General features: G+C 72.0%; 28 protein-coding genes and 1 tRNA gene. 7 read left to right on the forward strand and 22 right to left on the reverse strand.

The annotated features are described in order from the left end of the window. Window positions 1–339: 339 nt before the first annotated feature. The 5 genes from ABZ484_RS32275 to ABZ484_RS32295 all read right to left on the reverse strand — a co-directional run bounded on the left by ABZ484_RS32275 (window position 340) and on the right by ABZ484_RS32295 (window position 5036). Window positions 340–945, reverse strand: a complete 606-nt coding sequence (locus ABZ484_RS32275) for a GPP34 family phosphoprotein (protein ID WP_358869481.1) — start codon at window positions 943–945, stop codon at window positions 340–342. Between the two features lie 177 nt (window positions 946–1122). Then, window positions 1123–2025 (reverse strand): sugar phosphate isomerase/epimerase, encoded by a 903-nt coding sequence (locus ABZ484_RS32280; RefSeq protein WP_358869482.1) that lies wholly within the window; start codon window positions 2023–2025, stop codon window positions 1123–1125. Between the two features lies 1 nt (window position 2026). Continuing rightward, on the reverse strand, window positions 2027–2941 hold the full coding sequence (locus ABZ484_RS32285) for an ATP-binding cassette domain-containing protein (RefSeq protein ID WP_358869483.1): 915 nt from the start codon (window positions 2939–2941) through the stop codon (window positions 2027–2029). A gap of 5 nt (window positions 2942–2946) precedes the next feature. Then, on the reverse strand, window positions 2947–4023 hold the full coding sequence (locus ABZ484_RS32290; protein ID WP_358869506.1) for an ABC transporter permease: 1077 nt from the start codon (window positions 4021–4023) through the stop codon (window positions 2947–2949). Continuing rightward, a complete protein-coding gene (locus tag ABZ484_RS32295; protein ID WP_358869484.1) occupies window positions 4023–5036 on the reverse strand; it encodes a sugar ABC transporter substrate-binding protein in 1014 nt (337 codons plus the stop codon). Before ABZ484_RS32295 ends, ABZ484_RS32290 begins: the two co-directional genes overlap by 1 nt. Window positions 5037–5369: 333 nt before the next feature. Between ABZ484_RS32295 and ABZ484_RS32300 the strand changes: the two genes are divergently transcribed. The 4 genes from ABZ484_RS32300 (at window position 5370) to ABZ484_RS32315 (ending at window position 9934) form a co-directional block, all read left to right on the forward strand. Beyond that, a complete protein-coding gene (locus ABZ484_RS32300; RefSeq protein WP_358869485.1) occupies window positions 5370–6248 on the forward strand; it encodes a deoxyribose-phosphate aldolase in 879 nt (292 codons plus the stop codon). 67 nt (window positions 6249–6315) lie between these two features. After that, window positions 6316–7221, forward strand: a complete 906-nt coding sequence (gene iolB, locus ABZ484_RS32305) for a 5-deoxy-glucuronate isomerase (RefSeq protein WP_358869486.1) — start codon at window positions 6316–6318, stop codon at window positions 7219–7221. Further along, a complete protein-coding gene (gene iolD, locus ABZ484_RS32310; protein WP_358869487.1) occupies window positions 7221–9092 on the forward strand; it encodes a 3D-(3,5/4)-trihydroxycyclohexane-1,2-dione acylhydrolase (decyclizing) in 1872 nt (623 codons plus the stop codon). Before iolB ends, iolD begins: the two co-directional genes overlap by 1 nt. Window positions 9093–9148: 56 nt before the next feature. Continuing rightward, the gene (locus ABZ484_RS32315) at window positions 9149–9934 is read left to right on the forward strand and encodes a GntR family transcriptional regulator (protein WP_358869488.1); all 786 of its coding nucleotides are present in this window, start codon (window positions 9149–9151) and stop codon (window positions 9932–9934) included. A gap of 103 nt (window positions 9935–10037) precedes the next feature. Here the strand turns inward: ABZ484_RS32315 and ABZ484_RS32320 are convergent. Beyond that, a tRNA-Pro gene (locus ABZ484_RS32320) sits at window positions 10038–10111 on the reverse strand. A 102-nt stretch (window positions 10112–10213) separates the two neighbouring features. Here ABZ484_RS32320 and ABZ484_RS32325 point away from each other — a divergent pair. Continuing rightward, window positions 10214–10753, forward strand: coding sequence for a DUF309 domain-containing protein (locus ABZ484_RS32325; protein WP_358869489.1), 540 nt, complete (start codon window positions 10214–10216; stop codon window positions 10751–10753). A 109-nt stretch (window positions 10754–10862) separates the two neighbouring features. Further along, entirely contained in the window at window positions 10863–11633 is a 771-nt protein-coding gene (gene cobF, locus ABZ484_RS32330) for a precorrin-6A synthase (deacetylating) (RefSeq protein WP_358869490.1), read from the forward strand. Between the two features lie 26 nt (window positions 11634–11659). On the opposite strand, the gene ABZ484_RS32335 is transcribed toward cobF, so the two are convergent. From ABZ484_RS32335 to ABZ484_RS32345, 3 genes are all read right to left on the reverse strand, one after another. Further along, window positions 11660–12406 carry a cobalt-precorrin-6A reductase gene (locus tag ABZ484_RS32335; protein WP_358869491.1) on the reverse strand — a complete coding sequence of 249 codons (747 nt, stop codon included), beginning with the start codon at window positions 12404–12406 and terminating at the stop codon, window positions 11660–11662. Between the two features lie 191 nt (window positions 12407–12597). Continuing rightward, a complete protein-coding gene (locus tag ABZ484_RS32340) occupies window positions 12598–13485 on the reverse strand; it encodes a polysaccharide deacetylase family protein (RefSeq protein ID WP_358869492.1) in 888 nt (295 codons plus the stop codon). Window positions 13486–13543: 58 nt separating this feature from the next. Next, the gene (locus tag ABZ484_RS32345) at window positions 13544–14392 is read right to left on the reverse strand and encodes an SDR family NAD(P)-dependent oxidoreductase (protein WP_358869493.1); all 849 of its coding nucleotides are present in this window, start codon (window positions 14390–14392) and stop codon (window positions 13544–13546) included. A gap of 321 nt (window positions 14393–14713) precedes the next feature. On the opposite strand from ABZ484_RS32345, the gene ABZ484_RS32350 reads away from it, so the two are divergent. Then, window positions 14714–15796 carry a galactosyldiacylglycerol synthase gene (locus ABZ484_RS32350; RefSeq protein WP_358869507.1) on the forward strand — a complete coding sequence of 361 codons (1083 nt, stop codon included), beginning with the start codon at window positions 14714–14716 and terminating at the stop codon, window positions 15794–15796. A gap of 122 nt (window positions 15797–15918) precedes the next feature. Here the strand turns inward: ABZ484_RS32350 and ABZ484_RS32355 are convergent, their stop codons facing one another. The 13 genes from ABZ484_RS32355 to ABZ484_RS32415 all read right to left on the reverse strand — a co-directional run. After that, entirely contained in the window at window positions 15919–16383 is a 465-nt protein-coding gene (locus ABZ484_RS32355) for an RpiB/LacA/LacB family sugar-phosphate isomerase (protein WP_358869494.1), read from the reverse strand. Between the two features lie 39 nt (window positions 16384–16422). After that, window positions 16423–16803 (reverse strand): antibiotic biosynthesis monooxygenase, encoded by a 381-nt coding sequence (locus ABZ484_RS32360; RefSeq protein WP_358869495.1) that lies wholly within the window; start codon window positions 16801–16803, stop codon window positions 16423–16425. Next, a complete protein-coding gene (locus ABZ484_RS32365) occupies window positions 16800–17639 on the reverse strand; it encodes a 4'-phosphopantetheinyl transferase superfamily protein (RefSeq protein ID WP_358869496.1) in 840 nt (279 codons plus the stop codon). The genes ABZ484_RS32360 and ABZ484_RS32365 overlap by 4 nt, the downstream gene beginning before the upstream one ends. A 4-nt stretch (window positions 17640–17643) precedes the next feature. After that, window positions 17644–18942: an MFS transporter gene (locus ABZ484_RS32370; RefSeq protein ID WP_358869497.1), complete on the reverse strand. Its 1299-nt coding sequence runs from the start codon at window positions 18940–18942 to the stop codon at window positions 17644–17646. Beyond that, the gene (locus tag ABZ484_RS32375; protein WP_358869498.1) at window positions 18939–20189 is read right to left on the reverse strand and encodes an ATP-grasp domain-containing protein; all 1251 of its coding nucleotides are present in this window, start codon (window positions 20187–20189) and stop codon (window positions 18939–18941) included. The genes ABZ484_RS32370 and ABZ484_RS32375 overlap by 4 nt, the downstream gene beginning before the upstream one ends. After that, the gene (locus tag ABZ484_RS32380; RefSeq protein ID WP_358869499.1) at window positions 20186–21469 is read right to left on the reverse strand and encodes an aminoacyl--tRNA ligase-related protein; all 1284 of its coding nucleotides are present in this window, start codon (window positions 21467–21469) and stop codon (window positions 20186–20188) included. Before ABZ484_RS32380 ends, ABZ484_RS32375 begins: the two co-directional genes overlap by 4 nt. After that, window positions 21466–21756, reverse strand: coding sequence for a phosphopantetheine-binding protein (locus ABZ484_RS32385; protein ID WP_358869500.1), 291 nt, complete (start codon window positions 21754–21756; stop codon window positions 21466–21468). The genes ABZ484_RS32380 and ABZ484_RS32385 overlap by 4 nt, the downstream gene beginning before the upstream one ends. Before the next feature lie 2 nt (window positions 21757–21758). Beyond that, on the reverse strand, window positions 21759–22811 hold the full coding sequence (locus ABZ484_RS32390) for a hypothetical protein (protein ID WP_358869501.1): 1053 nt from the start codon (window positions 22809–22811) through the stop codon (window positions 21759–21761). A gap of 60 nt (window positions 22812–22871) precedes the next feature. Further along, complete coding sequence (locus tag ABZ484_RS32395) at window positions 22872–23159, reverse strand: MoaD/ThiS family protein (protein ID WP_358869502.1); 288 nt, start codon at window positions 23157–23159, stop codon at window positions 22872–22874. A 63-nt stretch (window positions 23160–23222) separates the two neighbouring features. Continuing rightward, window positions 23223–24128, reverse strand: a complete 906-nt coding sequence (locus ABZ484_RS32400; protein WP_358869503.1) for a formylglycine-generating enzyme family protein — start codon at window positions 24126–24128, stop codon at window positions 23223–23225. Then, window positions 24125–24499, reverse strand: coding sequence for a hypothetical protein (locus tag ABZ484_RS32405; protein WP_358869504.1), 375 nt, complete (start codon window positions 24497–24499; stop codon window positions 24125–24127). Before ABZ484_RS32405 ends, ABZ484_RS32400 begins: the two co-directional genes overlap by 4 nt. 483 nt (window positions 24500–24982) lie before the next feature. After that, window positions 24983–26242, reverse strand: a complete 1260-nt coding sequence (locus ABZ484_RS32410; RefSeq protein WP_358869505.1) for an ATP-binding protein — start codon at window positions 26240–26242, stop codon at window positions 24983–24985. A gap of 59 nt (window positions 26243–26301) precedes the next feature. Continuing rightward, the coding region (locus ABZ484_RS32415) for a transposase (protein WP_358869508.1) at window positions 26302–26468 on the reverse strand (167 nt) is incomplete at its 5' end.

Below are 26468 nucleotides of genomic sequence, written 5' to 3' on the forward strand. Positions count from 1 at the left end.
CAGATGCAAGGCGGAGGAGGGCGGCGACGCGATGGGGGTGCCCCCGCGCGAGCTCGTTCGAGCGTGGGGGAGTCGGCAACCGACGACAACGCCGCAGGTGGGCGTGCCAGCCCCCGCGTCTGCACCATGATCCGCCGGACAGGCCCTAGGGGGTGTCTCGTCGATCAGGCCGGATCAGGGTGCGGTGGCCGGTGGTGGGGCGCCTCCCACGCCGTTCGGGCAGTGGGGGAACGTCGCAAGGCGCAGGAGGGAGTCGATGCGGAGCATCGGCGACCGACGACAACGCGGCGAGGTGCGGTGCCAGGCACCGCGAGCCCGGCGTGATCGACGAGACACCCTCTAGGCGCCCCGCCAGACGTTCGCGAACGCCGCCTCCTCGATGGCGCGCCGTCGGCGCACGGCCTCCAGTTCCATCACCGCCTCGTGCACGGCGGCGAGCACGCCGAGGGCCGCCTCGTCGGTGACGCCCGGGTCGGCCGGCGTCGGCTCGTCGCGGATCCCGACGGCCGCGGCCAGAGCGAGCAGCACCGGCTCGTCCGCCGCCCAGCGGTACATCGCCCGGCGCCGTGCCTCGGTGTCGCCGAGCACGCCGCGGCCACCGCGGAACGGCAGCCAGCGGTGCCGCTCCCACGACACCTGTCCGTCCCGCTCCAGCGCGGTCAGGTACGCCGCCGCCAGGTCTCGCCCGCGCCGCCAGAGCCAGTCCTCCAGGGACTCGTGCGGTGCCTCGCACACCAGCGCGGAGGCGGCCTCGTCCAGCAGGGGGTCCTCGAGGTCCGGCAGCGGACGCGGCACCATGCGCTCGCCCTCCAGCGCGATCGCCTCGGCGCGGATCAGGTCGTACGCCTCGGCCCCGGCCAGCGCGAGCGAGAGGTCGCCGCGCCGCAGGGGACGGCTCGGTGTCAGGCCCAGGGCCACGATCATCAGGTCACGCGCTGTGCTCATGTGGCGCTCCTCGCCGGAGGGCGTACCCGCCGCCGCGTGCCCGGACCGCCGGGGCGGACCGTGACGCGCGGCTTCCCGTACCGGCCCGACTGTAGCCGGGCCGCGCACGAGGATGCGCGGACCTCGTGGGCCGACGGGGCCGCGGACGGTCGTGTGTCCGCCTCCGTCCCCGGAGGGTCACGCGCCGCAGGACCTCAGGAAGCGGCGGGTGCGGGTGGCGATGGGGAGGGGTTTGTCGGGCGGGCAGGGGTACATGTCCTGTTCGACGATCGCGAACAGGTCGACGCCGAGGCGCTGCGCGGCCACCAGCACCGGCTCCAGCTCCGGCACGCCGGAGGGCGGTTCGCACATCACGCCGCGCTGGACCGCCGGTCCGAACGGCACTCCGCCCGCCACCACGTCGGCCAGGATCTCCGGGTCGACCTGCTTGAGGTGCAGGTAGCCGATCCGTTCGCCGTAGGTCTCGATCAGCTTGACGCTGTCGCCGCCGCAGTAGGCGTAGTGCCCGGTGTCCAGGCACAGGTTGACCAGGTCGGAGTCGGTGGAGTCCAGGAAGCGTTCGACGTGCGCCTCGGTGTCGATGTGGGTGTCGGCGTGCGGATGGACGACGATGTCGAGGCCGTACGTCTCCTTGACCTCGTGGCCGAGGCGTTCCATGCCCTTGGTCAGGTGGGCCCACTGCTCGCCCGTCAGCTCCGGCGGTTCCAGGATCTCGGCGGTCTTGTCGTCCCGCCAGAAGGAGGGGATGACGACGAGGTGGCGCGCGCCCATGGCCTGGGTGAGGGCGGCGACCTGGCCGACGTGCTCCCACGTCGACTCCCATACCGAGGGGCCGCGGTGCAGGCCGGTGAAGACCGTGCCCGCCGAGACCGTCAGCTCGCGCCGGGCCAGCTCGTCGGTGAGCCGGGCGGGGTCGGTGGGCAGATAGCCGTAGGGTCCGAGTTCGATCCAGGAGTAGCCGGCCTCGGCGACCTCGTCGAGGAAGCGCTGCCAGGACACCTGCCGGGGGTCGTCGGAAAACCAGACGCCCCAGGAGTCGGGGGCCGAGCCGACCCGGATGCGGTCCAGCACGGGGGCCATGTCAGGAGTTCCCTTCGGAGGAGGCCGGCTGGGGTGCGGAGAGGGCGTCCGCCTCGGGCAGTTCCTCGACGTCGACGCCGCGGACCTGGGACAGTTCGTGCTTGAGGGCGGCGAGTTCGGCGCCGCCGGCCATGTGGTTGGTCAGCTCCTCCAGGCTCACCTCGCTGCGCGCGGCGGACAGTTCCAGGGTGCCCAGGCGCAGCACGGTGAAGTGGTCGCCGACCATGTAGGCGTGGTGGGGGTTGTGGGTGATGAAGATGACGCCGAGGCCGCGGTCGCGGGCGGCGGCGATGTACTTCAGGACCACTCCGGACTGCTTGACGCCGAGGGCGGCGGTGGGCTCGTCGAGGATGAGGACGCGGGCGCCGAAGTGGACGGCGCGCGCGATGGCCACGCACTGGCGCTGGCCGCCGGAGAGGGTGCCGATGGGCTGTTCCAGGTCGTCCAGGACGATGCCCATGGCACGCAGTTCCTCGTCGGCGGTCCGCTTCATGCGGGCGATGTCCAGCCGGCGGACCGGCCAGGGGCCCTTGGTGAGTTCCGAGCCGAGGAAGAAGTTGCGCCACACGGGCATGAGGGGGACGGTCGCCAGATCCTGGTAGACGGCGGCGATGCCCTTGTCCAGGGCCTGGCGGGGAGTGCTGAAGCGCACCGGGTCCCCGTCGACCAGGAACTCGCCCTCGGTGTGCTGGTGCAACCCGGAGATGATCTTGATCAGGGTGGACTTGCCGGCGCCGTTGTCGCCGAGCACGCAGGTCACGCGGCCGGAATGGACGGCGAGGTCGACGCCGTGCAGGGCGCGGATGTTGCCGTAGGACTTGCCGGCGCCCCGGAGTTCGACCAGGGGGCCGCCGCCCTCGGGCGGGGTGTCCTTCAGGACGGCGCCGTGGGCGGCCGCTGTCTTGTCGGTGGTCATGCCGGTCACCTCCGGGTCGCCGTGCGCCGGACCCACAGATTGATCAGTACGGCGCCGAGCAGCATCACGCCGAGGAAGGCCTTGAACCAGTCGGGGTTCCAGCCGGCGTAGACGATGCCCTGGTTGACCATGCCGAACATGAACGCGCCGAAGACCGGGCCGATCGCCGAGCCGTAGCCGCCGGTCAGCAGGCAGCCGCCGATCACCGCGGCGGCGATGTAGATCAGTTCGTTGCCGACGCCCTCGCCGGACTGCACGGTGTTGAACGAGAACAGCTGGTGCATGCCGACGAACCAGGCCCCGAAGCCGACCAGCATGAACAGCGAGATCTTGGTGAACGTCACCGGGACGCCGACCGCCCGCGCGCTCTCCTTGTCGCCGCCGACCGCGAAGATCCAGTTGCCGTACTTCGTGCGCAGCAGCACCCAGGTGGCGAGCGCGGCGAAGACCAGCCACCACACGACGGTGATCTTCACCTGGACCCCGCCGACGTCGAAGGAGGAGGCGAAGACGGCCTTGGCCTGGCCGAAGCCGTCCATGTCGCTGACATCGTCGGTGGCCACGTTCCCGGTGACCAGTTTGGTGACGGCCAGGTTGACGCCCTGGAGGATGAGGAAGGTGCCGAGGGTGACCAGGAAGCTCGGCAGTCCGGTCTTCACCAGCATCCAGCCGTTGAACGCGCCGACGGCCAGGGAGAGGACGAGGGCGACGATCACGCCGGTCCACACGTTCATGGTGAGCTGGTAGCTGAGCATGCTCGCGGTGAGCGCCGAGGTGATCACGGCGACACCGGCGGACAGGTCGAACTCGCCGCCGATCATCAGCAGGGCCACGGGCAGGGCCATGATGCCGATGGTGGACGACTGGTAGAGGATCGTCGCCATCGAGCTGCCCTGGCGGACCGAGGGCGCGGCGGCGAGGAAGAAGACGAGGACGGCGACGGCGCCGAGGAAGACGCCGACCTCGGGGCGGGCCAGCAGCCGCAGGACCGGTGAGCGCCGTACCGTACGGCCGTCGGTCTGCTTGCCGCCGGGAGCCGGCGGTGTGCCCACCGCCGGCGCGGCCTGCTGGGACATGTCGATCACCGGGTGCCCTTCGCGGCGAACTCGGCGACCTTGTCGACGTTGGACTTGTCGACGAAGGCGGGGCCGGTCAGCACCGGCTGCACACCGCCGCCGCTGTAGTTGCCGTTGTTCTTGTACAGCCACAGGGAGTCGACCGCGAGGTAGCCCTGGAGGTAGGGCTGCTGGTCGACGGCGAACTGGATGTCGCCCTTCTTGATGGCGCCGGTCAGTTGCTTGTTGAGGTCGAAGGTCGCGATCTTCGCCTTGCTGCCGGCGTCGCCCACCGACTGCACCGCGGTCAGGGCGAACGGGGCGCCCAGGGTGACGACGTAGTCGATGCCGCTGTCCTGCTTCAGCTTGGCGGTGATCGTGGACTTCACGGACGGCATGTCGGTGCCGTTGACGTACAGCGTCTCGGTCGTGCCCTTGAACGTCTTCTTCACGCCGTCGCAGCGCTGGGTGAGGCCGATGTTTCCCTGCTCCTGGATCACGCAGACGGCCTTCTTGGCGCCGACCTCGTTCAGCTTGCTGCCGAACGCCTCGCCCGCCACGGTCTCGTCCTGCCCGAAGAACTCCATCAGCCCGAGCTTCTTCCAGTCGCTCAGGCCCGAGTTGAGGCCGACCACGGGTATGCCGGCGGCGACCGCCTTGCCGACGACGCTCTTGAGGGCGTCCGGCTTGGCGAGGGTGACCGCGATGCCGTCCACCTTCTGGTCGATGGCGTTCTGCACGTAGTTGGCCTGGTTGCCGGCGTTGGGGTCGGCGGAGTAGACGAGCTTGATGTTGTCCTTGGCGGCGGCGGCCTCGGCGCCCTTGCGGACGATGTCCCAGAACGTGTCGCCGGGCGCCTGGTGCGTGACCAGCGCGACCGTCATCCGGGGCGTGGTGGCCTTGCCCGCGGAGGCGGCGCCCCCGCCCTCCGTGGCCTTCTTTCCGCCGGAGCTGCTGGAGCAGCCGGCGAGGGTCAGGGCCGCCGCCGCGGCGACGGCCACGGCGGGGAGGAGTCTGCGGGAGCGAGAAGAGCGGTCCATCTTTCCGGCACCTCACTGTGCGACGAGGGGAAAGGGGGGATCGGCAGGATCCGGTTGGGACGGGATCCAACTCCCCTGGCGCGCCCGCTGTCAATAACTTTGTCAAGACATTCTTTCACGCTCAGGTCCGAATGTAAGTACAAAGTATTGACAGTGAGGCCCGTGGGTCCTACACCTGGGAGGCGGCAGGCCCCGGCACCGGGGCCGGTCGAGCCCGCCCCGCCCCTGTGACCGATCACGATCGGCCGCATCGAAGTCGATCTCTACCCGCCACGCTCCGGCGTACCCCTGTCGGCCTCACCGTGCGAGCCACATCCTGAACGGAGCCATCCCTTGAGCGTCAGCATCCCCGACCTCACCGCGGTCAGAGCCCGGCACCCCGAGGCCGTCGCCGAGGCCGCCGCCCGCCGGGTGCGGCGGCCGCTGTTCGGCGGCAGCGGGCGGCTGATGATCGTGGCCGCCGACCATCCCGCGCGCGGCGCGCTCGCCGTGGGCGACCGCCGGCTCGCCATGGCCAACCGCGCCGACCTGCTCCAGCGCCTGTGCGCGGCACTGTCCCGGCCCGGCGTCGACGGGGTGCTCGCCACCGCCGACATACTGGAGGACCTGCTGCTCCTCGGGGTGCTCGACGGCAAGGTGGTCATGGGCTCCATGAACCGCGGCGGCCTGGCGGGCGCGTCCTTCGAGATGGACGACCGCTTCACCGGCCACCGCCCCCGCGACATCGCGCGGCTCCGCTTCGACGCGGGCAAGCTGCTGCTGCGCATCGACTACGACGATCCCGGCTCGCTGGCCACCCTGGAGGCCACGGCCCGCGTCATCGACGAGATGGCCGAGCTGCGCCTGCCGGTGTTCGTCGAGCCGTTCATCTCCCGCCGCGTCGGCGGCACGGTCCGCAACGACCTGTCGGCCGAGGCCGTCACCCGCTCCATCGCCATCGCCTCGGGCCTGGGCGGCACCTCCGCCTACACCTGGCTGAAACTGCCGGTCACCGAGGACCCGGACGACATGGCCGAGGCCCTCCAGGCCTCGACGCTGCCCGCCGTACTGCTCGGCGGGGAGGTCGGCGACGACCAGGAGGGCGCCTACGAGCGCTGGCGCAAGGCCCTGAGGCTCCCCACCGTGCAGGGCATGGTCGTCGGCCGCTCGCTTCTGTACCCGGCCGACGGCAGGGTCGAGGAGGCGGTCGACACGGCGGTGGGCCTGCTGTGACCGAAGCCCGTGGCGAGCCGTGGCGAGCCGTGACCGGCACCGTCGTGACAAGGAGGCAACGCACCGCATGACCAGCCCGACCAGCCCCCACCACCTCCCCGCGGGCAAGGCGGCCGACGGCCCCTACGCCGTCCACGTCACCCCCGGGTCCGCCGGCTGGGGATACTCCGGCCTGCGCGTCCTGGAGCTCGCGCCCGGCGGCTCGCACACCTTCGACACCGGCGAGAGCGAGTGGATCGTGCTGCCGCTGAGCGGTGGCTGCACGGTCGACTGCGTCGACGACGTCGGCCGCGACACGTTCGAACTCACCGGCCGCGCCGACGTGTTCAGCGGCGTCAGCGACTTCGCCTACGTCCCGCGGGACGCCCGTACGACCGTCGCCTCCGCCGGCGGCGGACGGTTCGCGCTGACCGGCGCCCGCTGCACCCGCCGCCTGCCCGCCCGCCACGCACCGGCCTCCGGCGTGCCGGTGGAACTGCGCGGCACCGGCAACTGCTCCCGGCAGGTCAACAACTTCGCGGCCGCCGGGGTCTTCGACTGCGACCGGCTGATCGCCGTGGAGGTGATCACCCCCGGCGGCAACTGGTCCTCCTTCCCGCCGCACAAGCACGACGAGCACCGGCCGGGCGAGGAGTCGGTCCTGGAGGAGATCTACTACTTCGAGTTCGCCGCCCACGGCACCACGCCCGGCCTCGGCTACCAGCGGGTCTCACCGTCCGGTCCGGGCCGGGACACGGACGTCCTGGCCGAGGTGCGCGACGGCGACGTCGTACTGATCCCCGACGGCTGGCACGGGCCCTCCATGGCCGTGCCCGGCCACCACATGTACTACCTCAACGTCATGGCGGGCCCCGACGACGAGCGCGCCTGGCTGATCCGTGACCACCCGGGCCACGCCTGGATCCGCTCCACCTGGCCCGAGCAGCCCGTCGACCCCCGTCTCCCCCTCTACACGGCACCGGAGAGGTCCTGATGAGCACCCCCACCCACCGCCTGACGACCGCCCAGGCCCTGGTGCGGTTCCTCGCCGCCCAGTACACCGAGCGGGACGGCGTACGACAGCGGCTGATCGCCGGCACCTGGGGCATCTTCGGTCACGGCAACGTGGCGGGCATCGGCCAGGCACTCGTCGAACACGCGCACGTCATGCCGTACCACCAGGGCCGCAACGAGCAGGCGATGGTGCACGCGGCGGTCGGGTACGCCCGGCAGCGGGGCCGGCTGTCCGCGCAGGCGGTCACCACCTCCATCGGCCCCGGCGCCACCAACCTCGTCACGGGCGCGGCGCTGGCCACCATCAACCGCCTCCCGGTGCTGCTGCTGCCCGGCGACTACTTCGCCGCGCACCCCGCCGACCCGCTGCTCCAGCAGCTCGAACACCCCGTCGAGGCGGACGTGTCCGTCAACGACACCCTGCGCCCGGTCTCCCGCTACTTCGACCGGATCACCCGCCCCGAGGCCCTGATCGCCTCCGCGCTGAACGCGATGCGGGTCCTCACCGACCCCGCCGAGACGGGCGCCGTCACGCTCGCGCTCCCGCAGGACGTCCAGGCCGAGGCCTGCGACTGGCCCGGGGAGTTCTTCGCCGAACGGGTGTGGCGGGTACGGCGCCCCGCTCCGGACCCGGCCGAACTCGCCGCCGCGGCGGACGCGATCAGGTCGGCGTCCCGCCCGCTGATCGTCGCCGGCGGCGGCGTCCACCACAGCGCGGCCGAGGACGCGCTGAGGGCGCTGGCGGACGCCACCGGCATCCCGGTCGCCTCCACCCAGGCGGGCAAGGGCTCGCTGCGCCACGACCACCCGGCCGACGTCGGCGGCATCGGGCACACCGGCACCGCGGTGGCCGACCATCTCGCGCGCACCGCCGACCTGGTCGTCGGCGTCGGCACCCGGCACACCGACTTCACCACCGCCTCGGGCACCCTCTTCCAGAACCCCGGCGTCCGCTTCGTCAACCTCAACATCACCGCGTTCGACGCCCACAAGCTGGCGGCCACCACACTCGTCTGCGACGCGCGCGCGGGCCTGACCTCGCTCACCGGGGCGCTGGCCGGGCACCGCGTCGACGCCGCCTACCAGGCCGAATACCGCGCGGGGAAGGAACGCTGGGAACGGGTGGTGGAGGCCGCGCTCCGCGCGGACGACGACAGCGCCGTACCGACCCAGCCTCAGGTGCTGGGCGCGCTGGACGCGGTGGTCGGCGACGAGGACGTGGTGATCAACGCGGCCGGTTCGCTCCCGGGCGACCTGCACAAGCTGTGGCGGGCCCGCTCCCCGCGCCAGTACCACCTGGAGTACGGCTACTCCTGCATGGGATACGAGATCCCGGCCGCCGTCGGCGTGCAGCAGGCCGCGCCGGACACACCGGTGTGGGCACTGGTCGGCGACGGCACGTATCTGATGATGCCGACGGAGATCGTCACCGCCGTCCAGGAGGGCCTGCCGGTCAACGTGGTCCTGGTACAGAACCACGGATACGCCTCCATCGGCGGCCTGTCGGAGTCGGTGGGCGCCGAACGCTTCGGCACCGCCTACCGGCACCGCGTCGCCGACGGCTCCTTCACCGGCGCCCCGCTCCCGGTCGACCTCGCCGCCAACGCCGGCAGCCTCGGCATGGACGTACTGCGCGCCAAGAGCGTCGGCGAGCTGCGCGAGGCGCTCCGCGCGGCCCGCGCCTCCGACCGCCCGACCTGCGTGTATGTGGAGACGGACCCGGCAACGAGCGCGCCGCCGGCCGAGGCCTGGTGGGACGTGCCGGTGGCCGAGGTGGCCGGCCGCGAGCCCGCCGTCCTGGCCCGCGAACACTACGACCGCGAGGCGGCGCGGCGCCGCCGCCACCTGTGACTCGGCGGCGGCCACCGGCCGATCCGACGCCTTCCCGACCCGAAGGGGGTGCCACCGTGGGGACGACCGAAGACCGTGTGCGTGCCGCGACCGTCTCCGCGCTCGATGCCCTGGACTTCGTCCTGGACCGCTCCAGTCCGGTGCCGCTCTACCACCAGTTCGCCCAGCAGCTGGAGGCGGCGATCGAGCGGGGGACCCTGACCCCGGGGGACCTCCTGGGCAACGAGGTCGACCTGTCCGCACGGCTCGGCCTGTCCCGCCCCACGGTCCGCCAGGCGATCCAGTCCCTCGTCGACAAGGGCCTGCTGGTCCGGCGGCGCGGGGTGGGCACCCAGGTGGTGCACTGCCAGGTCAAGCGCCCCCTGGAGCTCAGCAGCCTCTACGACGACCTGGAGACGGCCGGGCAGGCTCCCACCACGCGGGTGCTGCGCAACGAACCGGTGCCCGCCGGCGCCGACGTCGCGGCCGCCCTCGGCCTGCCCGAGGGCGCCGAGGTCACGGTCCTGGAGCGGCTGCGGTTCACGCACGGCCGCCCGGTGGCGTTCCTGTGCAACTTCCTGCCCACGGACCTGCTCGAACTCGACACCGCCCGGCTGGAGTCGACGGGCCTGTACCGCATGATGCGGGCGGCGGGCGTCAACCTGCACAGCGCCCGCCAGACCGTCGGCGCCCGCACGGCCACCCCCGAGGAGGCCGCCCGCCTCGACGAACAGGAGGGCGCCGCCCTGCTCACCATGCGCCGCACGGCCTACGCCGACACCGGCCGCGCGGTCGAGTACGGCACCCACGTCTACCGGGCCTCGCGCTACGCCTTCGACTTCCGGCTGCTGGTACGGCCCTGAGCACGGCCGACGGCCGTGACCGGACCGGGCGGCCCGCTCGCCGACATGCGAAAGGGCCGTCCCGGACGACTCCGGAACGACCCCGAGATGCGACTCTCGCGAGTCGGGACGACAGGATTTGAACCTGCGACCCCTTGACCCCCAGTCAAGTGCGCTACCAAGCTGCGCCACGTCCCGTCCGCGCTGACGCACGGTGACCCGTGTGATCGCGCGAACGTCACTTTACCGCACGTCGGGGGCGGTGCCGAGGACGGCGCGGGTTCGGGGGAGAATCGGCGTATGAGCGACACCTCCTCCTCCGGCCGGCCGGCCGGCGCGCGGGACCGGGACAGTGCGGGGCGGGCGCGCAACGCCCGGCCCCGGGACGGGCTGGGGCGGCCCCTGCCCTACGGCGCGGGCGGCGTGCCGCGGCAGCCGGAGGGTGTCGTGCGCACTCCGGAGGAGACCGTCGCCGAGGCGCAGGCACTGCTGGACGGGGGCAAGCCGTTCCACGCGCACGAGGTCTTCGAGGACGCGTGGAAGTCGGGACCCGAGGACGAGCGCACGCTGTGGCGGGGGCTGGCCCAGCTGGCCGTCGGGCTCACGCACGCGGCCCGCGGCAACGCCACCGGCGGCGCCCGGCTGCTGCGGCGCGGGGCGGGCGCGGTGGAGGAGTGGGTGAGCGACACGGGCGTGCGGGCACCCCACGGCATGGACGCGACCGGGCTCGCCGTCTGGGCACGGGAACTGGCGGACGCCGTGGAGAGGGCCGCGGAGAGCGGGGCGGCGGGAGCGGTGGACGCCGCACGGAACGCGCCTCGGCTGCGCGGCGGGGCCTGAGCGAGCGGGGCCTGGGCGAGCGGGGCCGAGGTCCGCTGTCGCCGGGCGTCGTAGCGCTGGGTCGGCACCGGTGCACGCGTTGTCAGTGCCGTACGGCAGACTCGGGGGCGTGCGAGAGATTCATGTCATCGGTATCGGCGCGGGCGACCCCGACCAGCTCACCTTGCAGGCGGTCAGGGCGCTGCGCGACACGGACGTGTTCTTCGTCCTGGACAAGGGCGAGGTGAAGTCGGACCTCGTGCGGCTGCGCCGGGACATCCTGCACGCACATGTACCGGAGGGGACGTACCGCGTGGTGGAGGCGCGGGACCCGGAGCGGGACCGGTCGGCGGGCGGCGCCGGCTACTCCCCCGCCGTCGGGGACTGGCGCAGCGCCCGTGCGGACATCTACGAGCGGCTGATCGCCGAGGAGCTCGGTGACCAGGAGCGGGGCGCGTTCCTGGTGTGGGGGGATCCCGCGCTGTACGACAGCACGCTGGGCATCCTCGAGGAGGTGCTGGCGCGCGGCGCGGTGGACTTCGCGTACGACGTCGTGCCGGGCATCAGCAGCGTCTCCGCCTTGGTGGCCCGGCACCGCACGGGACTGAACCGGGTGGCCCGGCCGGTGCAGATCACCACGGGCCGGCGGCTCGCCGAGGGGTTCCCGGAGGGCGTGGACGACGTGGTGGTCATGCTCGACGCCCACCAGACCTTCCGGCGGTACGCCGACCAGGACATCGACATCTACTGGGGCGCCTACATAGGCACCCCGGACGAGATCCTCGCCTCCGGACCGATCGCCGAGGCCGCTCCGCGCATCGAGCGGCTGCGGGCCGAGGCCCGCGAGCGCAAGGGCTGGATCATGGACACCTATCTGCTGCGGCGCAGACCGAAGGAGTAGGCCGCCGGGCAGCTCCGGTCAGGTGGTCAGGGTGCGGGCAGGCGCAGCAGCTCCAGGGCGGCTCGCGCGTCCGGCACCGCCGTCACCCCCTCCGGCAGCGGCGGCCGCCGTACGACGACGACCGGCAGTCCGAGCCGCCGTGCCGCGGTGAGTTTGGCGGCCGTGGCCGCTCCCCCGCTGTCCTTGGTCACCAGGACGTCGATGCGGTGGGCCCGCAACAGCTCGGTCTCGTCGGACACGGTGAACGGCCCGCGGGCCAGCACCACCCGGACGTCCGGTGGCATCGGGGGCTCGGGCGGCTCCACGGACCGTACGACGAAGTGCAGGTCGGCGAGGTGGGCGAAGGCGGCCAGGTCCAGCCGTCCCGTGGTCAGGAACACCCGGCGGCCCAGCCCCGGCAGCAGCCGCGCGGCGGCGGCCATCGAGGCGGCGGGATGCCAGCGGTCCCCGGGTTCCGGCCGCCAGCCGGGGCGGCGCAGCACCACCAGCGGCACGCCGGTGGCGGTGGCGGCCCGCGCCGCGTTGCGGGTGATCGACTCGGCGAAGGGGTGGGTGGCGTCGACGAGGGCGTCCACGCGGTGCTCGCGCAGCCAGGCCGCCAGCCCGTCCGCGCCCCCGAAGCCGCCGACGCGCACCTCCCCGTCCAGCGGTCCCGGCCGGCTCACGCGCCCCGCCAGCGAGCTGGTCACCCGCACGCCGGGCCGCCGGGCGAGCGTCGCGGCCACCTCGCGTGCCTCGGTGGTACCGCCGAGGACCAGGACGTGCACAGACATGGGGTCGAGACTATGCGGCGCGGTGGAGCGGGCCGGGGGCGGGCTGGGCCGGCCGTACGACGTGGGCCGGGTGCGTCGGCGGCGGGGGCTGGGACGCTCTCGGCGCGGAACGTGGGTGCCGTGCAACGTGGGTGCTGTGCCGGGTGCGGCGGTCACGACGTGAAGGGTGGGTCGGTGTGCCGGTGCGGCCGTCACGTCGGGTGGGGAGCCGGTCGGCCGGGGACCGGGGTGCGCTCTTCCGGTCGGGCGGCCTCGGCGTCCGGGGCACCGGGGCAGTCGTCGTGGGCGATGCCGTGCTCGTGGAGGGGTCCCACCCGCCACCCGGCGTTCCGGGATGCGGTGATCAGGCCGGGCAGGGCGCCGAGGGCCGCGTGCCAGCAGCCGGGGGACGAGGCGCGGTCCGAGTCGTGCAGAAGGATCGTGCCGCCACCGCGCAGGTCCGCGTGCACGGTCGCGCGGACGGAGGCGGCCGTCGCGTCCACCGTCCAGTCCCGCCCCCAGGCGGTCCACAGCACGGGACGCAGACCGAGCCGCCGGGCGGCGGCCCAACGGCCACCGGTCAGGATTCCGTAGGGGGGCCGGTACCACGTCGGCCGGCGGCCGGTGATCCCGTGCAGGGCGTGAACGGCGCGTGCGGTCTCCCGAAGGTCCCGGCCGGGGGCCGGGACCCAGGGGCGGCTGTGGGTCCATCCGTGGACGGCGAGTTCGTGCCCGCGCTCCGCGATGTCCCGGGTGAGCTCCGGGAAACGGACGGCGCTCTCGCCGAGGACGAAGAAGGTGGCGCGGACGCCGAGCCGGTCGAGCGCGTCGAGGAACTGCGGCGTGGAGCCGGGGTCGGGGCCGTCGTCGAAGGTGAGCGCCACGTGGTCGGGGCGGCCCAGGCCGGCCAGGCGCGGGAAGCAGACGGCGCGGAAGCGGGGCAGCCAGGTGGCGGCCGGCACGATGTGCGCGGCAGCGACCGCGACGGTGACGGCGGCGCCCGCGACGGCGACCGCGGCTGCAGGCGGGGCGAGGATCTCCACCGCCGGGCGCCCACCCTTACGGTCCGGCCCGCCCGTCACGGCTGCTCGGTCTCCCATGTGTTCCCGTCTCCTCACGGGTTTCCGCCACCCCGCCTCCGTCCGGCCCTTCCCGGCCTCACCCGAAGCGTGCGGCGAGCCGCCGGTACAGGGCGGGTGCGGCGCCGCGGACCCGGCCGGGCAGACGGGTCCAGCCGGGGACGTAGACCTCGTCCCGGCCGCGCGAGACCGCCTCCCACACCGCGTCGGCGACCCGGCTCGCCGGGACGGGCCGGGGCCGTGCGCGCCGGTAGGGCACCCCGCGCCGGTCGAAGAACGGGGTGTCCACCACACCGGGCACGACATGGCTGATGCCGACGCCGGTGCCGCGCAACTCGTAGCGCACGGCGTCGGCGAAGGCGCCCAGCGCGGCCTTCGCGGCGGAGTAGACGGCCTCGTCCCGGACGCCGACCGTGCCGGCCAGGGAGCCGATGATGACCACCCGGCCCGTGCCCTGCCCGACCATGTGCGGCAGCAGCAGCCGGATGAGGTGCAGGGTGGCGAGCACGTTGACGTCGAACACCTCGTCGATGGCGGGTTGCGGCATGGTGCTGAACGGCCCGGCCCATCCGATGCCCGCGCCGGCCACCAGCAGGTCGACCCGGCCGACGCGGTCCAGGGCGAACTCGGCGAGCCGCCGTTCGGCGCCCGGGCCGCACAGGTCCGCCGGGTAGGCGACGGCCGAGGTGCCCCGGGCGACCTCTTCCAGCCGCGCGCGGTCCCGCCCGTTCAGCACCAGCCGCCAGCCGCCCTCGGCGGCGAGCCGGCGGGCCACGGCGGCCCCGATCCCGGAGGAGGCGCCGGTCACCAGCGCGCCCCCGCCCGGCAGCGCGCCGTCGGCGGCGCGCCGGCTCGCGGCGGTGAGCGTCGCCGGTGCCTCCAAGGGGATCCCGGAGCCGGACCTGGGACGGGAAGGGGCTTGGGACATCGGGGCGCACCTCGAGGGTCGACGGGGACCGCGGGCCGCCGGTGCGGCCCCCGGCGGTCCGGCCTTGTCCTGCCGGGGGTGAAGTATCCCGGCGGCCGGGCCCGAAACGTGGGACGGGCGGGAGCGTGCCCGTTTCGTTTGACTGCGGTGGGTGAGGGTTACTCACTACCAGTGTCGTCCGAAACGCCCGTGCCGCCACCTCTGCCCGCCGCCCGGGGCCCGCGGAGCGGGCACGCGCCCCTCCGGCCCGCCCCGGAGCCCGTACCCCCCGCCCCGGACGGCCCGCCGGGGGCCGAACGCCTGCTCGTGGTCAGCGCGAGCATGGGCTCGGGCCATGACACGGTGGCCGCCGAGCTGGCGCGCCGGGCCCGTGCCGCCGGCCGCGAGGCGCACGTCGTGGACGTGCTCGCGCTGCTCCCGTACGGCCTCGGGGCGGGGCTGCGCCGCTTCTACCAGGGCGCCGTCCGGCACTGCCCCTGGGTCTACGCCGGCATCTACGACGTCTTCCTGCGGCCCGGCCCCCGGCCCCGGCCCAGCGGCACTCCGCTGGCGCGGCTCGCGAGCGACCGCCTGATGCGCCTGGTCCGCGAGACGCGCGCCGATGTGGTGGTGCCCGTCTTCCATCTGGCGGCGCAGCTCACCGGCCATCTGAGGGCCGGGGGTGCGCTGCGGGTGCCCAGCGCGGTGGTCGTCGTCGACTTCGCCGTGCACCGGCAGTGGCTGCATCCGGGCAACGACCTGCACCTGTGTGTGACGCGGGAGGCCGCCGACGAGGTCCGCCGGGCTCTGGGCCGGCCGGCCGAGGCGACGGGGCCGGTGGTGGCGCCCGGCTTCTTCACCGGGGGGCCGGGGTCGGCCGCATGGCGGCGCCGGTTCGAGCGGCACGGGCCGGGCCGGCCCGCCGTGCTGGTCTCCGCGGGCGCCTGGGGGGCCGGGGCGGAGCTGGCCGCCACGGCGCGGCTGCTCGCCGCGCACGGCTTCCTTCCGGTGGTGCTGTGCGGGCGCAACGAGCGGCTGCGGCGCGAGCTGTCGGGTGTGCCGGGCGTCCTCACCCCCGGTTGGGTGAACGACATGCCGGAGCTGCTGCACGCGTGCGCGGCCCTGGTGGACAACGCGGCCGGGCAGACCGCCGTCCAGGCGCTCGCCGCCGGACTGCCGGTCGTGGGGTACCGGCCGCTGCCGGGGCACGGCGCGGAGGGGGTCCGCCGGATGGCGGCCCTCGGGGTGTCCGACCACGCTCCCGACGAGGCCGGCCTGCTGCTGTCCCTGGCCCGGCTCATGGAGCGGGGACCGGTGCGCGAGCGGCGGATCGCGGCCGGGCGCGCGCTGTTCCGCGGGGACGCGCTGTCGTGGGTCGTGCGCGCGGCGCCGTCTCCGGACACCGGCCCGACGCGCCGGCCGTAGCCGCGGCGGCGGCAGCGGTCGCGGAGGGGGGAGTCGATGCGGTGCATCGGCGGCCGACGTCAACGCCGCGAGGTGCGGCACCAGGCGCCGCGAGCCCGGCGTGATCGGCGAGACACTCCCTACTAGGGCCGGACCGTCGCCGTCCTGCCGGAGTCCATCCGCGCCACGCGGGCGACGTTCTCGCGGTCCTCGGCGTCCTCGCTGGGCGCCGCCGCGAACCAGGCGTCGAGGATCTCGGCCAGCAGGGGCTCGGAGGTCAGCCGCAGGCCCAGCGCGAGCACGTTGGCGTCGTTCCAGCGGCGCGCTCCGTCCGCCGTGTAGGCGTCGGTGCACAGGGCTGCCCGTACGCCCGGCACCTTGTTGGCGGCGATGGACGCGCCCGTGCCGGTCCAGCAGCACACGACCGCCTGGTCGGACCGGCCCTCGGCGACGTCCCGTGCCGCGGCCTGCGAGCACGCCGCCCACTGCGGATCGTCGCCGGGGCGCAGGGCACCGTGGGTGAGGACCTCGTGCCCGCGTTCACGCAGCTTCGCGACCAGCGCGCGGGCCACGGGTTCGTCCATGTCGGAGGAGACGGAGATCTTCATCCGGGCCATGTCCTCTCTCACCAAGGTGACTTCGATCGGTCAGCCCGCTGTCGGGCTCTGCGGGACCTGCGCTCGCGTGAACCCGTGGCTCCGCTCCACTTTCGCCACGTGCAGCGTGTAGCTCTGGTACCACTCGGCCCGCCCGCGCTTCTGTGCCGCGCGGTGCTCGGCGTTGCTTCGCCACTCCGCGAGGGCGTCGGCGTCGCGGAAGTACCCGACGGTGATGCCCAGCCCGCCAGGAGTCTGCGCGTGATCCATGCCCAGGAACCCAGGGACGTCCTTGACCAGGTCCTCCATGCGTGCGTTGGTTTCGCTGTACCCGCTCTGGTCCTGGGTTCGCACCGTGGTGAAGACGGCCACGTAGTAGGGCGGTTCAAAGGCCTCGACGGGCGCGACAGGCACTTCCTGGTGATCGCTCATGGCGCCCACCGTAAGGCGGCATGCGCCCGGCGATCCAGCGTCCTTTCTGGACGGCACGGCTCACCGCCCTTTCCGCGTCGCCGCACCGCACCGGCCGAGGGACCGGTGCGGGCCGGGGACAGGTCCGCGCGCCCGACGGCCAGGGCCCCGGTGAGGCGGGGGCCGAGCGGGAGGGTCCAGAAGTGCCAGCGTTCGGCCGGGACGGCCGGCGGTGAGAGGGAGGTGAGTTCCGGGTGGGGGGTGTCGAGCCGGAACGCGCATCCGTCGAGGCCGAGCCGGTCCCTGGCGCCGGGGAACGGGGAGAGGCCGGTGCCCAGCGCCTTGGCGTACGCCTCTTTGAGCGTCCACAGTCGCAGGATGTCCCGCGTACGGCGCGGCGTCCCGAGGCCGGCGAGCGCTGCCTGCTCCTCGGGGTGGAAGCGGCGGCTCACCGCGTGCAGGGCCGACGGGGATCGCAGCGAGTTCACCTCCACGTCGATGCCCACGCGTGCCGCCTCGACGACGGCCACGGCGGCCCAGTCGCCGGAGTGGGACAGGCTGACACAGGTCCGTGGCGTGGATGACCCGTCGGCGCCGCCGACGACGGCCAGCGGCCTACCGGCCTCGTCGTGGCACAGTCGAACCCGGTGGGCGGGTACCCCTACGTACCTGCCCACCGCTCGTCGTGCCAGCCAGTGCGCGGCAAGGTGACGGAATCGGTCCCCGGGGTCCACGAACCCCGCGGCCCGAGCCTGCTCCGAGGGGGTGGCCCACTCGGCGTGTCTTGTCACGGCGGCCGCGAACGACGGGCCGTCCAGTCGTGCCACGACGATCAGCGGGACCGGGGGGCGGTTCACGGCGTCACTTCGCGTCGGCGTCCGCCGCGGTCACACCGGAGGCGGGGGCGAGGGTGGGGTCCTCGGTCTCCTGAGCGGCGGCGGTCCCTCCTTCGTCCTGGCGCATACGCAGGAACGGCAGACTGATGAGGATCGTGCCGATGCCGGTGTAGAGGAACGCCGTCGTGACCACGTGCTCACCGAGGTAACCGAAGACGAGGTACGAGGCGGGCATCACCGCGACGGCCACCATGTAGACCAGCGAGAAGACGCGCCCGAGGAACTCCGGGGCCACCACCTCCTGCACGTACGTGAAGTACAGCGTGTTGAACGCTCCCATGAGGGCGCCCTGGGCGAAGGACAGCACGAGCAGGCCGCTCCACGTGGGAACCACCGGGATGAGGGCGAGCGAGAGTCCGGTGCCGGAGACGTACCAGACCAGTTGTGTCGGCTTGGGCCTGATGTCGCGTCGGGCCAGAAACAGCACGGTCACGGCGACGCCGCCCAGAGCCTCGGCGGTCAGGGCGGACGAGTAGGCGCCGCTTCCTTTGGCCAGTACGTCGGTGACGTAGAGCGGCAGCAGGATGGTGAAGGAGACCAGGAAGAAGTTCACCAGGCCGCACATCAGCAGCAGGTCGCGCACCAGGCGGCGGCTCCTGATGTAGCGCAGGCCGGCGCTCAGTCCCTCGCGAACGCTCTCCTTGGCTGTTTTCGGGCGCATGGGCCGGAAGGTGATCGTCGCCTGCGCGAGGGCGGACAGGGCGAACGACACCGCGTTGGTGAGGAGCGCGCCCGGCACTCCCATACCGGGGACGGCCATCAGCGAGGCCCCGATGACGGGGCCGACGACCTTGGTCGTCTCGGCGAAGTTGGTGGTGAGGGAGTTCGCCCTGGCCAGGCTCTCCTTGGCCACCACCGCCGGTACGACGGCCCGGATCGCGGGCTTGAAGAGGGAGGCGCACACGCCGAGCAGCGCCGAGCAGACCACGAGGGCGGGGATGCTGACGATGTTCTGATGAGCCATGACGGCCACGGCGAGAGCCGAGGCCGCGCTGACCGCGTCGGTGGCCACCAGCACCCGCTTCTTGTTCCAGCGGTCGACGAAGACACCGCTGAGCGGGCTGAGTACGGCGATCGGCAGGGTGGACGCCGCGAGGACGAAGCCCGATGCGACCGTCGAGCCGGTCCGCTGCACGAGCCACCAGGCGAGCACGACGTCGAAGACGACGGTGCCCATGCGTGAGACGAGGTTGCTGACCGCGACGGTGAGGAAGTCGCGGCCGGCGATGCCCTTCGTGGGCGCGGCCGTCGGAGGGGAGGTCAAAAGATCACCTCGAGTGCGGTGTCGTAGCCGGTGGCGAACTCCTCGATGCCCGGGGCGCCCGCGGGCCGGCGGTAGGTGCCGAGCAGCGAACAGAAGTAGTCCGCGTCGAGTCCGTCGGGGTAGAGCACCGAGCCCGGCTGCTTGTAGCAGAGACAGAGGTCGATCTCGGGCCGGGCGGTGAGCTCGGGAAGGCCGCGGATCTCCTTGATCACGCCGCTCCCCCGGTGCGGCATGTTGTACCAGAAGTGGTAGGTGTCCGGCTCGGGCTCGCGCGGTGTCCGGGTTCCGGCCCTGCTGAGCAGTTCGTCGCGGCTCTCGCAGACGGCCGCGAGGTAGTAGAGCCGGTGGAAGTCGACGCCGAGCGCGTCCTTGAACAGGGTGTAGAACAGCCCGCCGGCGCCGGGCCGGTTGGTCGTCTCCAGGACGAAGGGCTCGTCACCGCGGAACCGGATCTCGGTGTGCGTCGCTCCGTGGCCGATGCCGAGCGCCCGGACGGCCCGGTGCGAAACCTCAGTGATCCGGCGGGAGACCTTCTCGGGCAGCCGCGGATCGATGTAGTAGAGGCGGTCGGGGAAGTAGGGGCCCGGCGCGTCGCCCTTGGCCAGGACGGCATCGCACAGCGGCTCCCCGTCGTACCAGACGGTGTCGATGGAGAATTCCGGGCCGTCCACGTACTCCTCGACGAGGAACCCCGCGCCCGGCAGTCGCTCCTTGGCCACCACGGTGGAGTTGACGAGGAAGATGTGCCGAAGGTGCGCGGTCAGCTCCTGCGCGGAGGTGACCTTGCGCACCCCGCAACTCGCGAATCCCATCGAGGGCTTGGCGATCACGGGATAGCTGAACTCGTCGGCGGAGCCCAGGTCAGCGGCCGATGCGAAGAACCGGCCCCGCGGGGTCGGCACTCCCGCGGCGGACCAGGCTTCCTTCATCCGTGACTTGTCCCGTGAGGCAAGCACGGACGCCAGCGGATCGCGTGCTGTGCCGAAGACGTCCGCGAGAGCCGCAGCCTGCGTCAGGAACATCTCCTGGGTCGTCAGGACGGCGTCGGGCCGGCCCACCGTCTCGGTGATCGCACGCACCGCTCCGTCGTGGTCGGCGCGGGCGTCCACCCGGATGACGCCGGCACGCCCTTCGTGCCGTTCCTGGTGGGAGAGGACGTGGAGTTCGTCGCCCTCCTCGGCCGCGACGCGGTCGAGTTCGGCGAGGAAGAAGTCCGGGGACTCCAGGGCGATGACGCGGCGATTCACTGGACGGCTCCTTGCGCGGCGGTGGCCGCGAGGTGCCTGGTCACGGTGGTGTGCAGGCTTTCCAGGAGCGGGCCGCCGTCCCGGGTCGCGTTGCGGACCAGTGCCAGGGCGAGCCGGTCGATGCCGAAGCCGACGCACAGCGAGACGGCGGGCCTGCCGTCCTGGGTCGTCATGCCGAAGGGGCCGGTGAAGTGTGTCTGATGCTTGTTCAGCGAGGCGGTGGCCACGTCCTGGCCGGTGCCGGGGTGCCGGACGGCCAGCTCGAGCTTGTTGTCCGAGAGCAGCTGCGAGAAGAGCAGCCGCGGAGCACCGTCGTTGAAGAAGATGTCCGTGGCGCTCTCCAGACGGAAGTCGAGCCCGAGCAGTTCGGCCGTCTCGACCATGAAGTCGGCCAGTTCGCCGTGGATCCGGTCCAGGCACTCGGGCGTCCCCACCACCACGGCCTCGCGCATGCTGAACTCGCGCAGCCTCTCGGCGTGGTTGAGGTTCCCCGACTCGTCGCGGAAGCAGCTCCCGGAGAGGGTGAGTACCGCCGGGGCGTCCGCTGTGACCACGGTCGACTCCAGCAGCGGGTAGCAGTGCAGGCACAGTGCTGGATTGAGGACGTCCTCGGGGACACCGAGATAGGCGTGTATCCCGGAGTCCCGGGCGGTTCCCTGCGGCGCCGCCTCGCGCCAGTAGGGCAGGAAGGCCTCGAAGGGGCCGGGGGCGGGATCCAGCGGGCTGACGAAGCTCAGGTGCTGGCGTGCCGTCTCGATGTATCCGGCGCGCTCCACCACGGCCGTCGGGATCATCGAGGGCGCACGCAGCTCCTGTGCCCCGTAGGCGTGTTGGAAGTAGCGGCGCAGGAACTGGTCGAGCGCACGGTGCACGGACGCCTGGTCGTGCCCGTACCGGTTCAGGCCGCGGCCGGCGGGCCTGCTGCCGAAGTCGGGGACCGGCCGGGCGGGGCGTGTCGCCTCCGCCTCGGCCAGGTCCGCGGCCAGCGCCCGGGCCGCGGTGGCGAACGCGTCGCGGTGGTGCCGGGGCGTCCACGCCTCGGGCGGGGCCGCTGAGTCGTAGCGCACGCGCACCGGCACGTCCGGCATCGTCGCGAACGTGTCGGCGGCCCGCCGGACGAAGGTGGACAGCTCCGCTTCCTCCAGCTGCTCACCGCACAGGTCCACGGTGCTGTCCGTGAAGGTCACCTCGGTGATCCGCGGGTAGTGGAAGCGCAGTTGGGTGCGGAGGGTCGCCTGGACCGCGGGATTGCGGACAGCGCAGGATACGGAGAGCTTCATGCTGCGGATCCGCCGCCCGTCAGGCAGCCGACCGAGGTCAGATAGTCCTCGATGGTGCCCATGGTGCGCAGGGTTTCGATGTCGAAGGCCGCGTAGTCGATCCGCAACGCGAAGACGGTCTCCAGGTTCAGGACGAGGCCCATCACGGCCATCGAGTCGACCCCCAACTGGGCCAGAGGCACGTCCCGATGCGAGGCGAAGTCCTGGACGACGCGGTCGACCGTGGGGGCGGGGAGGAAGCCGGAGAACAGCTGGGGGACCCAGTCGGCCGGGGTACGGTGGCTCATGGTCAGGCCTCCTGGGTGCCGGTACGGGCGAGGGAGTGAAGGACGTCGAGGTTGACTTGCTGATAGGCGGGCTGCACCGCGCGCAGGTGTCTGATCGCGTCGACGTACATGCCGTAGATCGCCGACTGCGGGCGCTGCACGAGGAGGCTCGCGAACTTCAGCACGGTGCCGAGGGCCCGTTCCATCTCCGCCGTCTGCTCCCGCACCCGCTCGGCGAGGTCCGGGGACACCAGCGCGGCGAGTTCCGGGGTGTCGAGGACGTACCGCAGGTAGTACTGGATGGGCACGAACCGGTTGTGGATGTGCTTGTTGAGACGGAACTGCTGCTGCTTGGGGACGGCGCCGTCGACGATCACCTCGGGTTCGGCCTGCTCGAGGTGGGCGATCAGCTCGTCGAAGCCGGAGAGGTCGAGGGCGACCGGCCGGCCGTCCTTGACCAGACGGCCGTCCTGGAAACCGTATCCGTACAGGTCGTGGAAGAGGTGCCGGAACGCGTCGAGCGGTGCCCGCCCGGCGAGATCACGGATGACGTCCGAGTCCTTGATGACGGTCAGGCCGATCGTGCCGTCGTCGTCCGGGGCGATCTTCTCGGTGAAGTCCGCGAAGGACAGCGGTGAGCAGGTGCGGTTGAGGGTTTCGTTGACCTTGGTGAAGTAGACGGTCTTGGCCTCGTCCATGCCCTCCAGCAGCACAGAGGTGACGTACGGCGTGCCGTCGGTGTGTGTCACCCACATGTTGACGGAGACCTTGTGCCCCTGGCCGAACAGGTCGTGGAGCGAGTCCCAGAGGTTTTCGGGAGTGGTGCTCGAACTGTCGCGGACGTGTGCGTCGAGCAGGTCGGCGAATCCGTTGGACACCGGAAGAAGCGGCTCGACGCCCAGGTCGTGACGCCAGCCGATGAAACGGTCGAGATGGACGAGCGGGAACGACTCGAAAGCATGGAAAGTCGAGTAGATGTAGAAGAAATTTCGCTCGTAGCAGACGTATTCGATCGCCCTTGTGTACTGGTCGTCCGGGAGACTGGATTCCGTGAAGGTTCTGATGTTTCCGGTCACGAGGTATTTCCTTGTATCGGGTCTGAAATCGGCGGAAAAACGGTTGGGCCGGGCAGGTGATCAGCCCCCGGCGAACTGCACCATGAGAGAGAGCTCATCGCCGTCCTCGAAGGTGGCCGCCGCGTACTCGGACCGGGAAAGCAGTTCGTCGTTCACCACGAGAATGACGTTCTTGCGTACCGTGCCGTCCGCTTCGAACATCTTGGCCGCGGCATTCGGGTGCCGCTCGGAGAAATACGCGTGGAGCTGTGCGAGGTCGCCCGCGGGAATCTCTACCTTGGACGACTTCGGGCCCTCTTCCGAGGAAAGCAGGTCGCTGATGAAGTTGGGCAGCGTGATCGTGAGCATGGTGTCCCTGAGGGGTGAAGGAGGAGAACGAGGGGCGACGGCGTGCGGTGCCGGCCCGATGCCTCACACGTCGGCGGCGATCCGGAAGCCGATGTCGTAGGCCCAGTAGTCGGCGGGCTCGTGGTGGCGGAAGGCGCAGCGGCACATGTCCGTGAAGGCGTGCATGCTGCCTCCCCGTGACACCCGCTCGTCACCCGGTCCGCTGTTCAGCGGCGCGATCTCGGGGCTGTGGGCGTAGAAGCCGGGCGCGTAGGTGTCCGCGCACCACTCCCAGACGTTGCCGAACAGGTCGTGCATGCCGTAGGAGTTCGCCCGGCGCGTGGCGACCGGGTGAAGGGCACCCTTCGAGTTCTCGCTGAACCAGGCGTACGCGGTGAGGTCCTGCGGGTCGATGTCACCGTACGCGCCGTCCGCCCCCGCCCGGCCGGCGAACTCCCACTCCGCCTCCGTGGGCAGCCGGTACCCGGCCCACCGGGCGAACATGGTGGCGTCGTACCACGTGACGTCCACAGCGGGCAGTGCGGCGCCGGCCCCGGAGGCATGTCCGGGCCGGAAGAGGCGGAACAGTTCGTTGGTGACGGGCACGCGGCCCATGCGGAACGCGGTGATCTTGACCCGGTGCGCCGGCCGCTCACCGCAGTACACGGGGGCGGAGCCCTCCGGGGTGCCCATGAGGAAGCTGCCGCCGTCGAGGGTGACAAGGCCGGCGGCGATCCGTTCACCGATTCGCTCTCGGCCCGCCGTCCGCCAAGCCGCCGTCAGCTCGGCGCACCGCCCAGGGCCGAGCGCGTCGGCCACGGACCAGGCGTGGTGCAGTGTCTCGCCGTCGGTGACCCGGGGCACTCCGTCGCCGTCGACGGCGAATGCCGTGCGCACACGCTCGGCGAGGTCGTCGTGGTGCGTCACACCGCGGCGGCGGACGGTGTCCGCGAGCGCCCGGTACTCCGCGCGAAGCTCCGATGTGGTCACGGTGCGACCGCCTCCGCCTCTGCCGCCCCGGGGAGCGCTTCCACGACGTGGTGGGCCAGTTCCAGAGCCGCGCCCTCTTCGGTCACCTCGAACGTCCGCACCAGCGGGTAGTCGAGGTTGCGCAGGACGATCAGCAGATGCCACAGGTCGGGGGACGGGTGGAAGTCGACGTCGACCGAGGTCAGGATCGCGGGGTGGCGTTGATGACTGTGGAACACGCCCACCTTGACGAGGGAGCGCTGCCGGATGGCCCGCTCTATTCGCCAGGTCTCTTCGGGCGTGGCGAGGAATCCGGCGTCTTGATGGTCCACGTAGTAGTTGCCGTAGGCGTGGAAGTCCTCTATCCAGTCGTCCCGGACGTTCTCGTCCATGATGACGTAGTCCTCGGGGGGACCGAATCGCGTGCTGGAGAGGAAGTATCCGAAGGTCTTCCGAGGGAATCGGCCTTTGACCTCGGCGATGAATCGATCGAGAAGGTCTCGCTCGAATTGTACGGGTAGCACTGGATGGCTGCCTCGGTGTTCATCTCCGCCTGGACCGGCGGAGAGGGGTGTTGCTGGCTGCACCAGGATCGCCGTCGACATCTGAGTGCGGCCAACGCCAAATGTGCGTCGATTGCCGGGTGGCGGCCGACGGACAGCGTCCAGTCATGGCAGGGATGTGCTTGCTGGATCAACGGCAGCTTACATGTTTGTAGTTGGAGTGTGAACAGCAGACGACATACAGGGGAAATGATAGGCGGTGCACGGGTGCTGAATGCACTGATTGACGTACATCTCTCCCTTTGCAGGCAGCGCGGCACTCCCGTTGCAGGCAGCGCGGCACGCGCGGCGTCGACCGAAGGCAGCCCCCGGCTAATGACCGTCCCGTGCGGGGGCGAGGCGGGCGACGAACACGCTGCGGCCGTCTCTCGCCTCCTGTGTCTGGATGAGCAGGCTGATGGGGATCAGCCCGCCGTCTCGGTGCAGCGCGGTCATGGTCACCGGGCGACCGAGGATGCGCGGCTCTCCGGTGAGCAGCAGGGACGTGAAGGCGGCGATGTGGCGTTCACGCAGGTTTTCGGGGATGAGTACGGTGATGCGCTGTCCGACCAGTTCGTCCGCCGGCCAGCCGAGCAGGCCGGCCGCCGGTGTGTTCACGGCGATGATCCGGTCCGCGTCGTCGGCGGCGATGGTGGGGGTGCGGCTGGTCTGAAGGCTGCTGGGGTCCCATGGTGCCGGTTCCGGCGGGACGGCACTGGGCTCGTGGGGGGTCGAGGTCCAGGCTGTGGGAGGTCGGCCCGCGAGCTGGCTGATCAACTGGTCGAGGAGCCAGTGGTTGGCCGCACGGGTCTGCGGCAGGGCCGGTCGGGTGAGCAGTCGTCCTTCGCAGGCGGCCTCCTGCGCGTGATCGAGCATGCGGTCCAGGGTGCGCAGGGCCGGGGCGGCGTCGGCGGGGATCGGTACGCGCAGGGTACGCAGATCCCCGTGGGCGGCCAACTGTTCCGGTGCGTCGGCCAGGGCCGCTTTGATCATGTGGTTGCACTCGTGCGCGGTGAGGAGGTCGTCCCGCAGGGCCGTGGGCCGGTCGTCGGACAGGGCGGTGAGCAGTGATTCACGCAGGAGCGCCTCGCGGTGCTGCTGAGCCGCCTTGTGGAGCGCGCCCGGCAGGTCGATCAGCGTCACGGCGACGGTCGGCCCGCGGGACGTGACCGAGGTGTCCCAGCCGGGTGCCGGCGGCGGAGCGGTGCCGGACCACAGCTCGAACCACACCGTCTTGCGGTCCTCACCGACGTGTACGCCGTGGTTGGAGGCGAGCTGCTCGACCATCCCGAGGCCACGTCCGGTGCTGGCATAGCTGCTGAACCGCTGGGACACCAGGCCGCGGGAAGGCTTGTGATCAGTGACCTGGACGTGCGCCCTGCCGTCGGCGGCCCAGACCCGGACCTCCACCTCGGTGTTCGCATGGACCACCGCATTGGTCACCAGCTCGCTGACCAGCAGCTGCGCCGTGTCCACCACATCCGGCGGACTCTGTTCCAGGACATCGCGCACGAACCCCCGGGCCGCCGAAACGCTCTGCGGCCGCGGCGGCAAGCGACATTCCGGAGCCCGTCCGGGACTGGGGCTCGCCATACAGTCCAGTGTGCCCCTCAGCCGCGACCGACGCCGTCGGCCGGTACTAGGGTCCGTCTTCAAACGGATCTTGCCCAGAGCAGGAACGACGCGAGGGAGACTGCCGCTTCGTAGGAGGTGGCGGTCTTCTCGTATCTGGTGGCGATCCCACGGAAGCCCTTGAGCCGGTTGAAGCAGCGCTCGATCATGTTGCGCCGCCGGTAGGTCTCCCGGTCGAATCCCGGCG

The organism is Streptomyces sp. NPDC006393 (assembly GCF_040628575.1).
GTDB lineage: Bacteria > Actinomycetota > Actinomycetes > Streptomycetales > Streptomycetaceae > Streptomyces.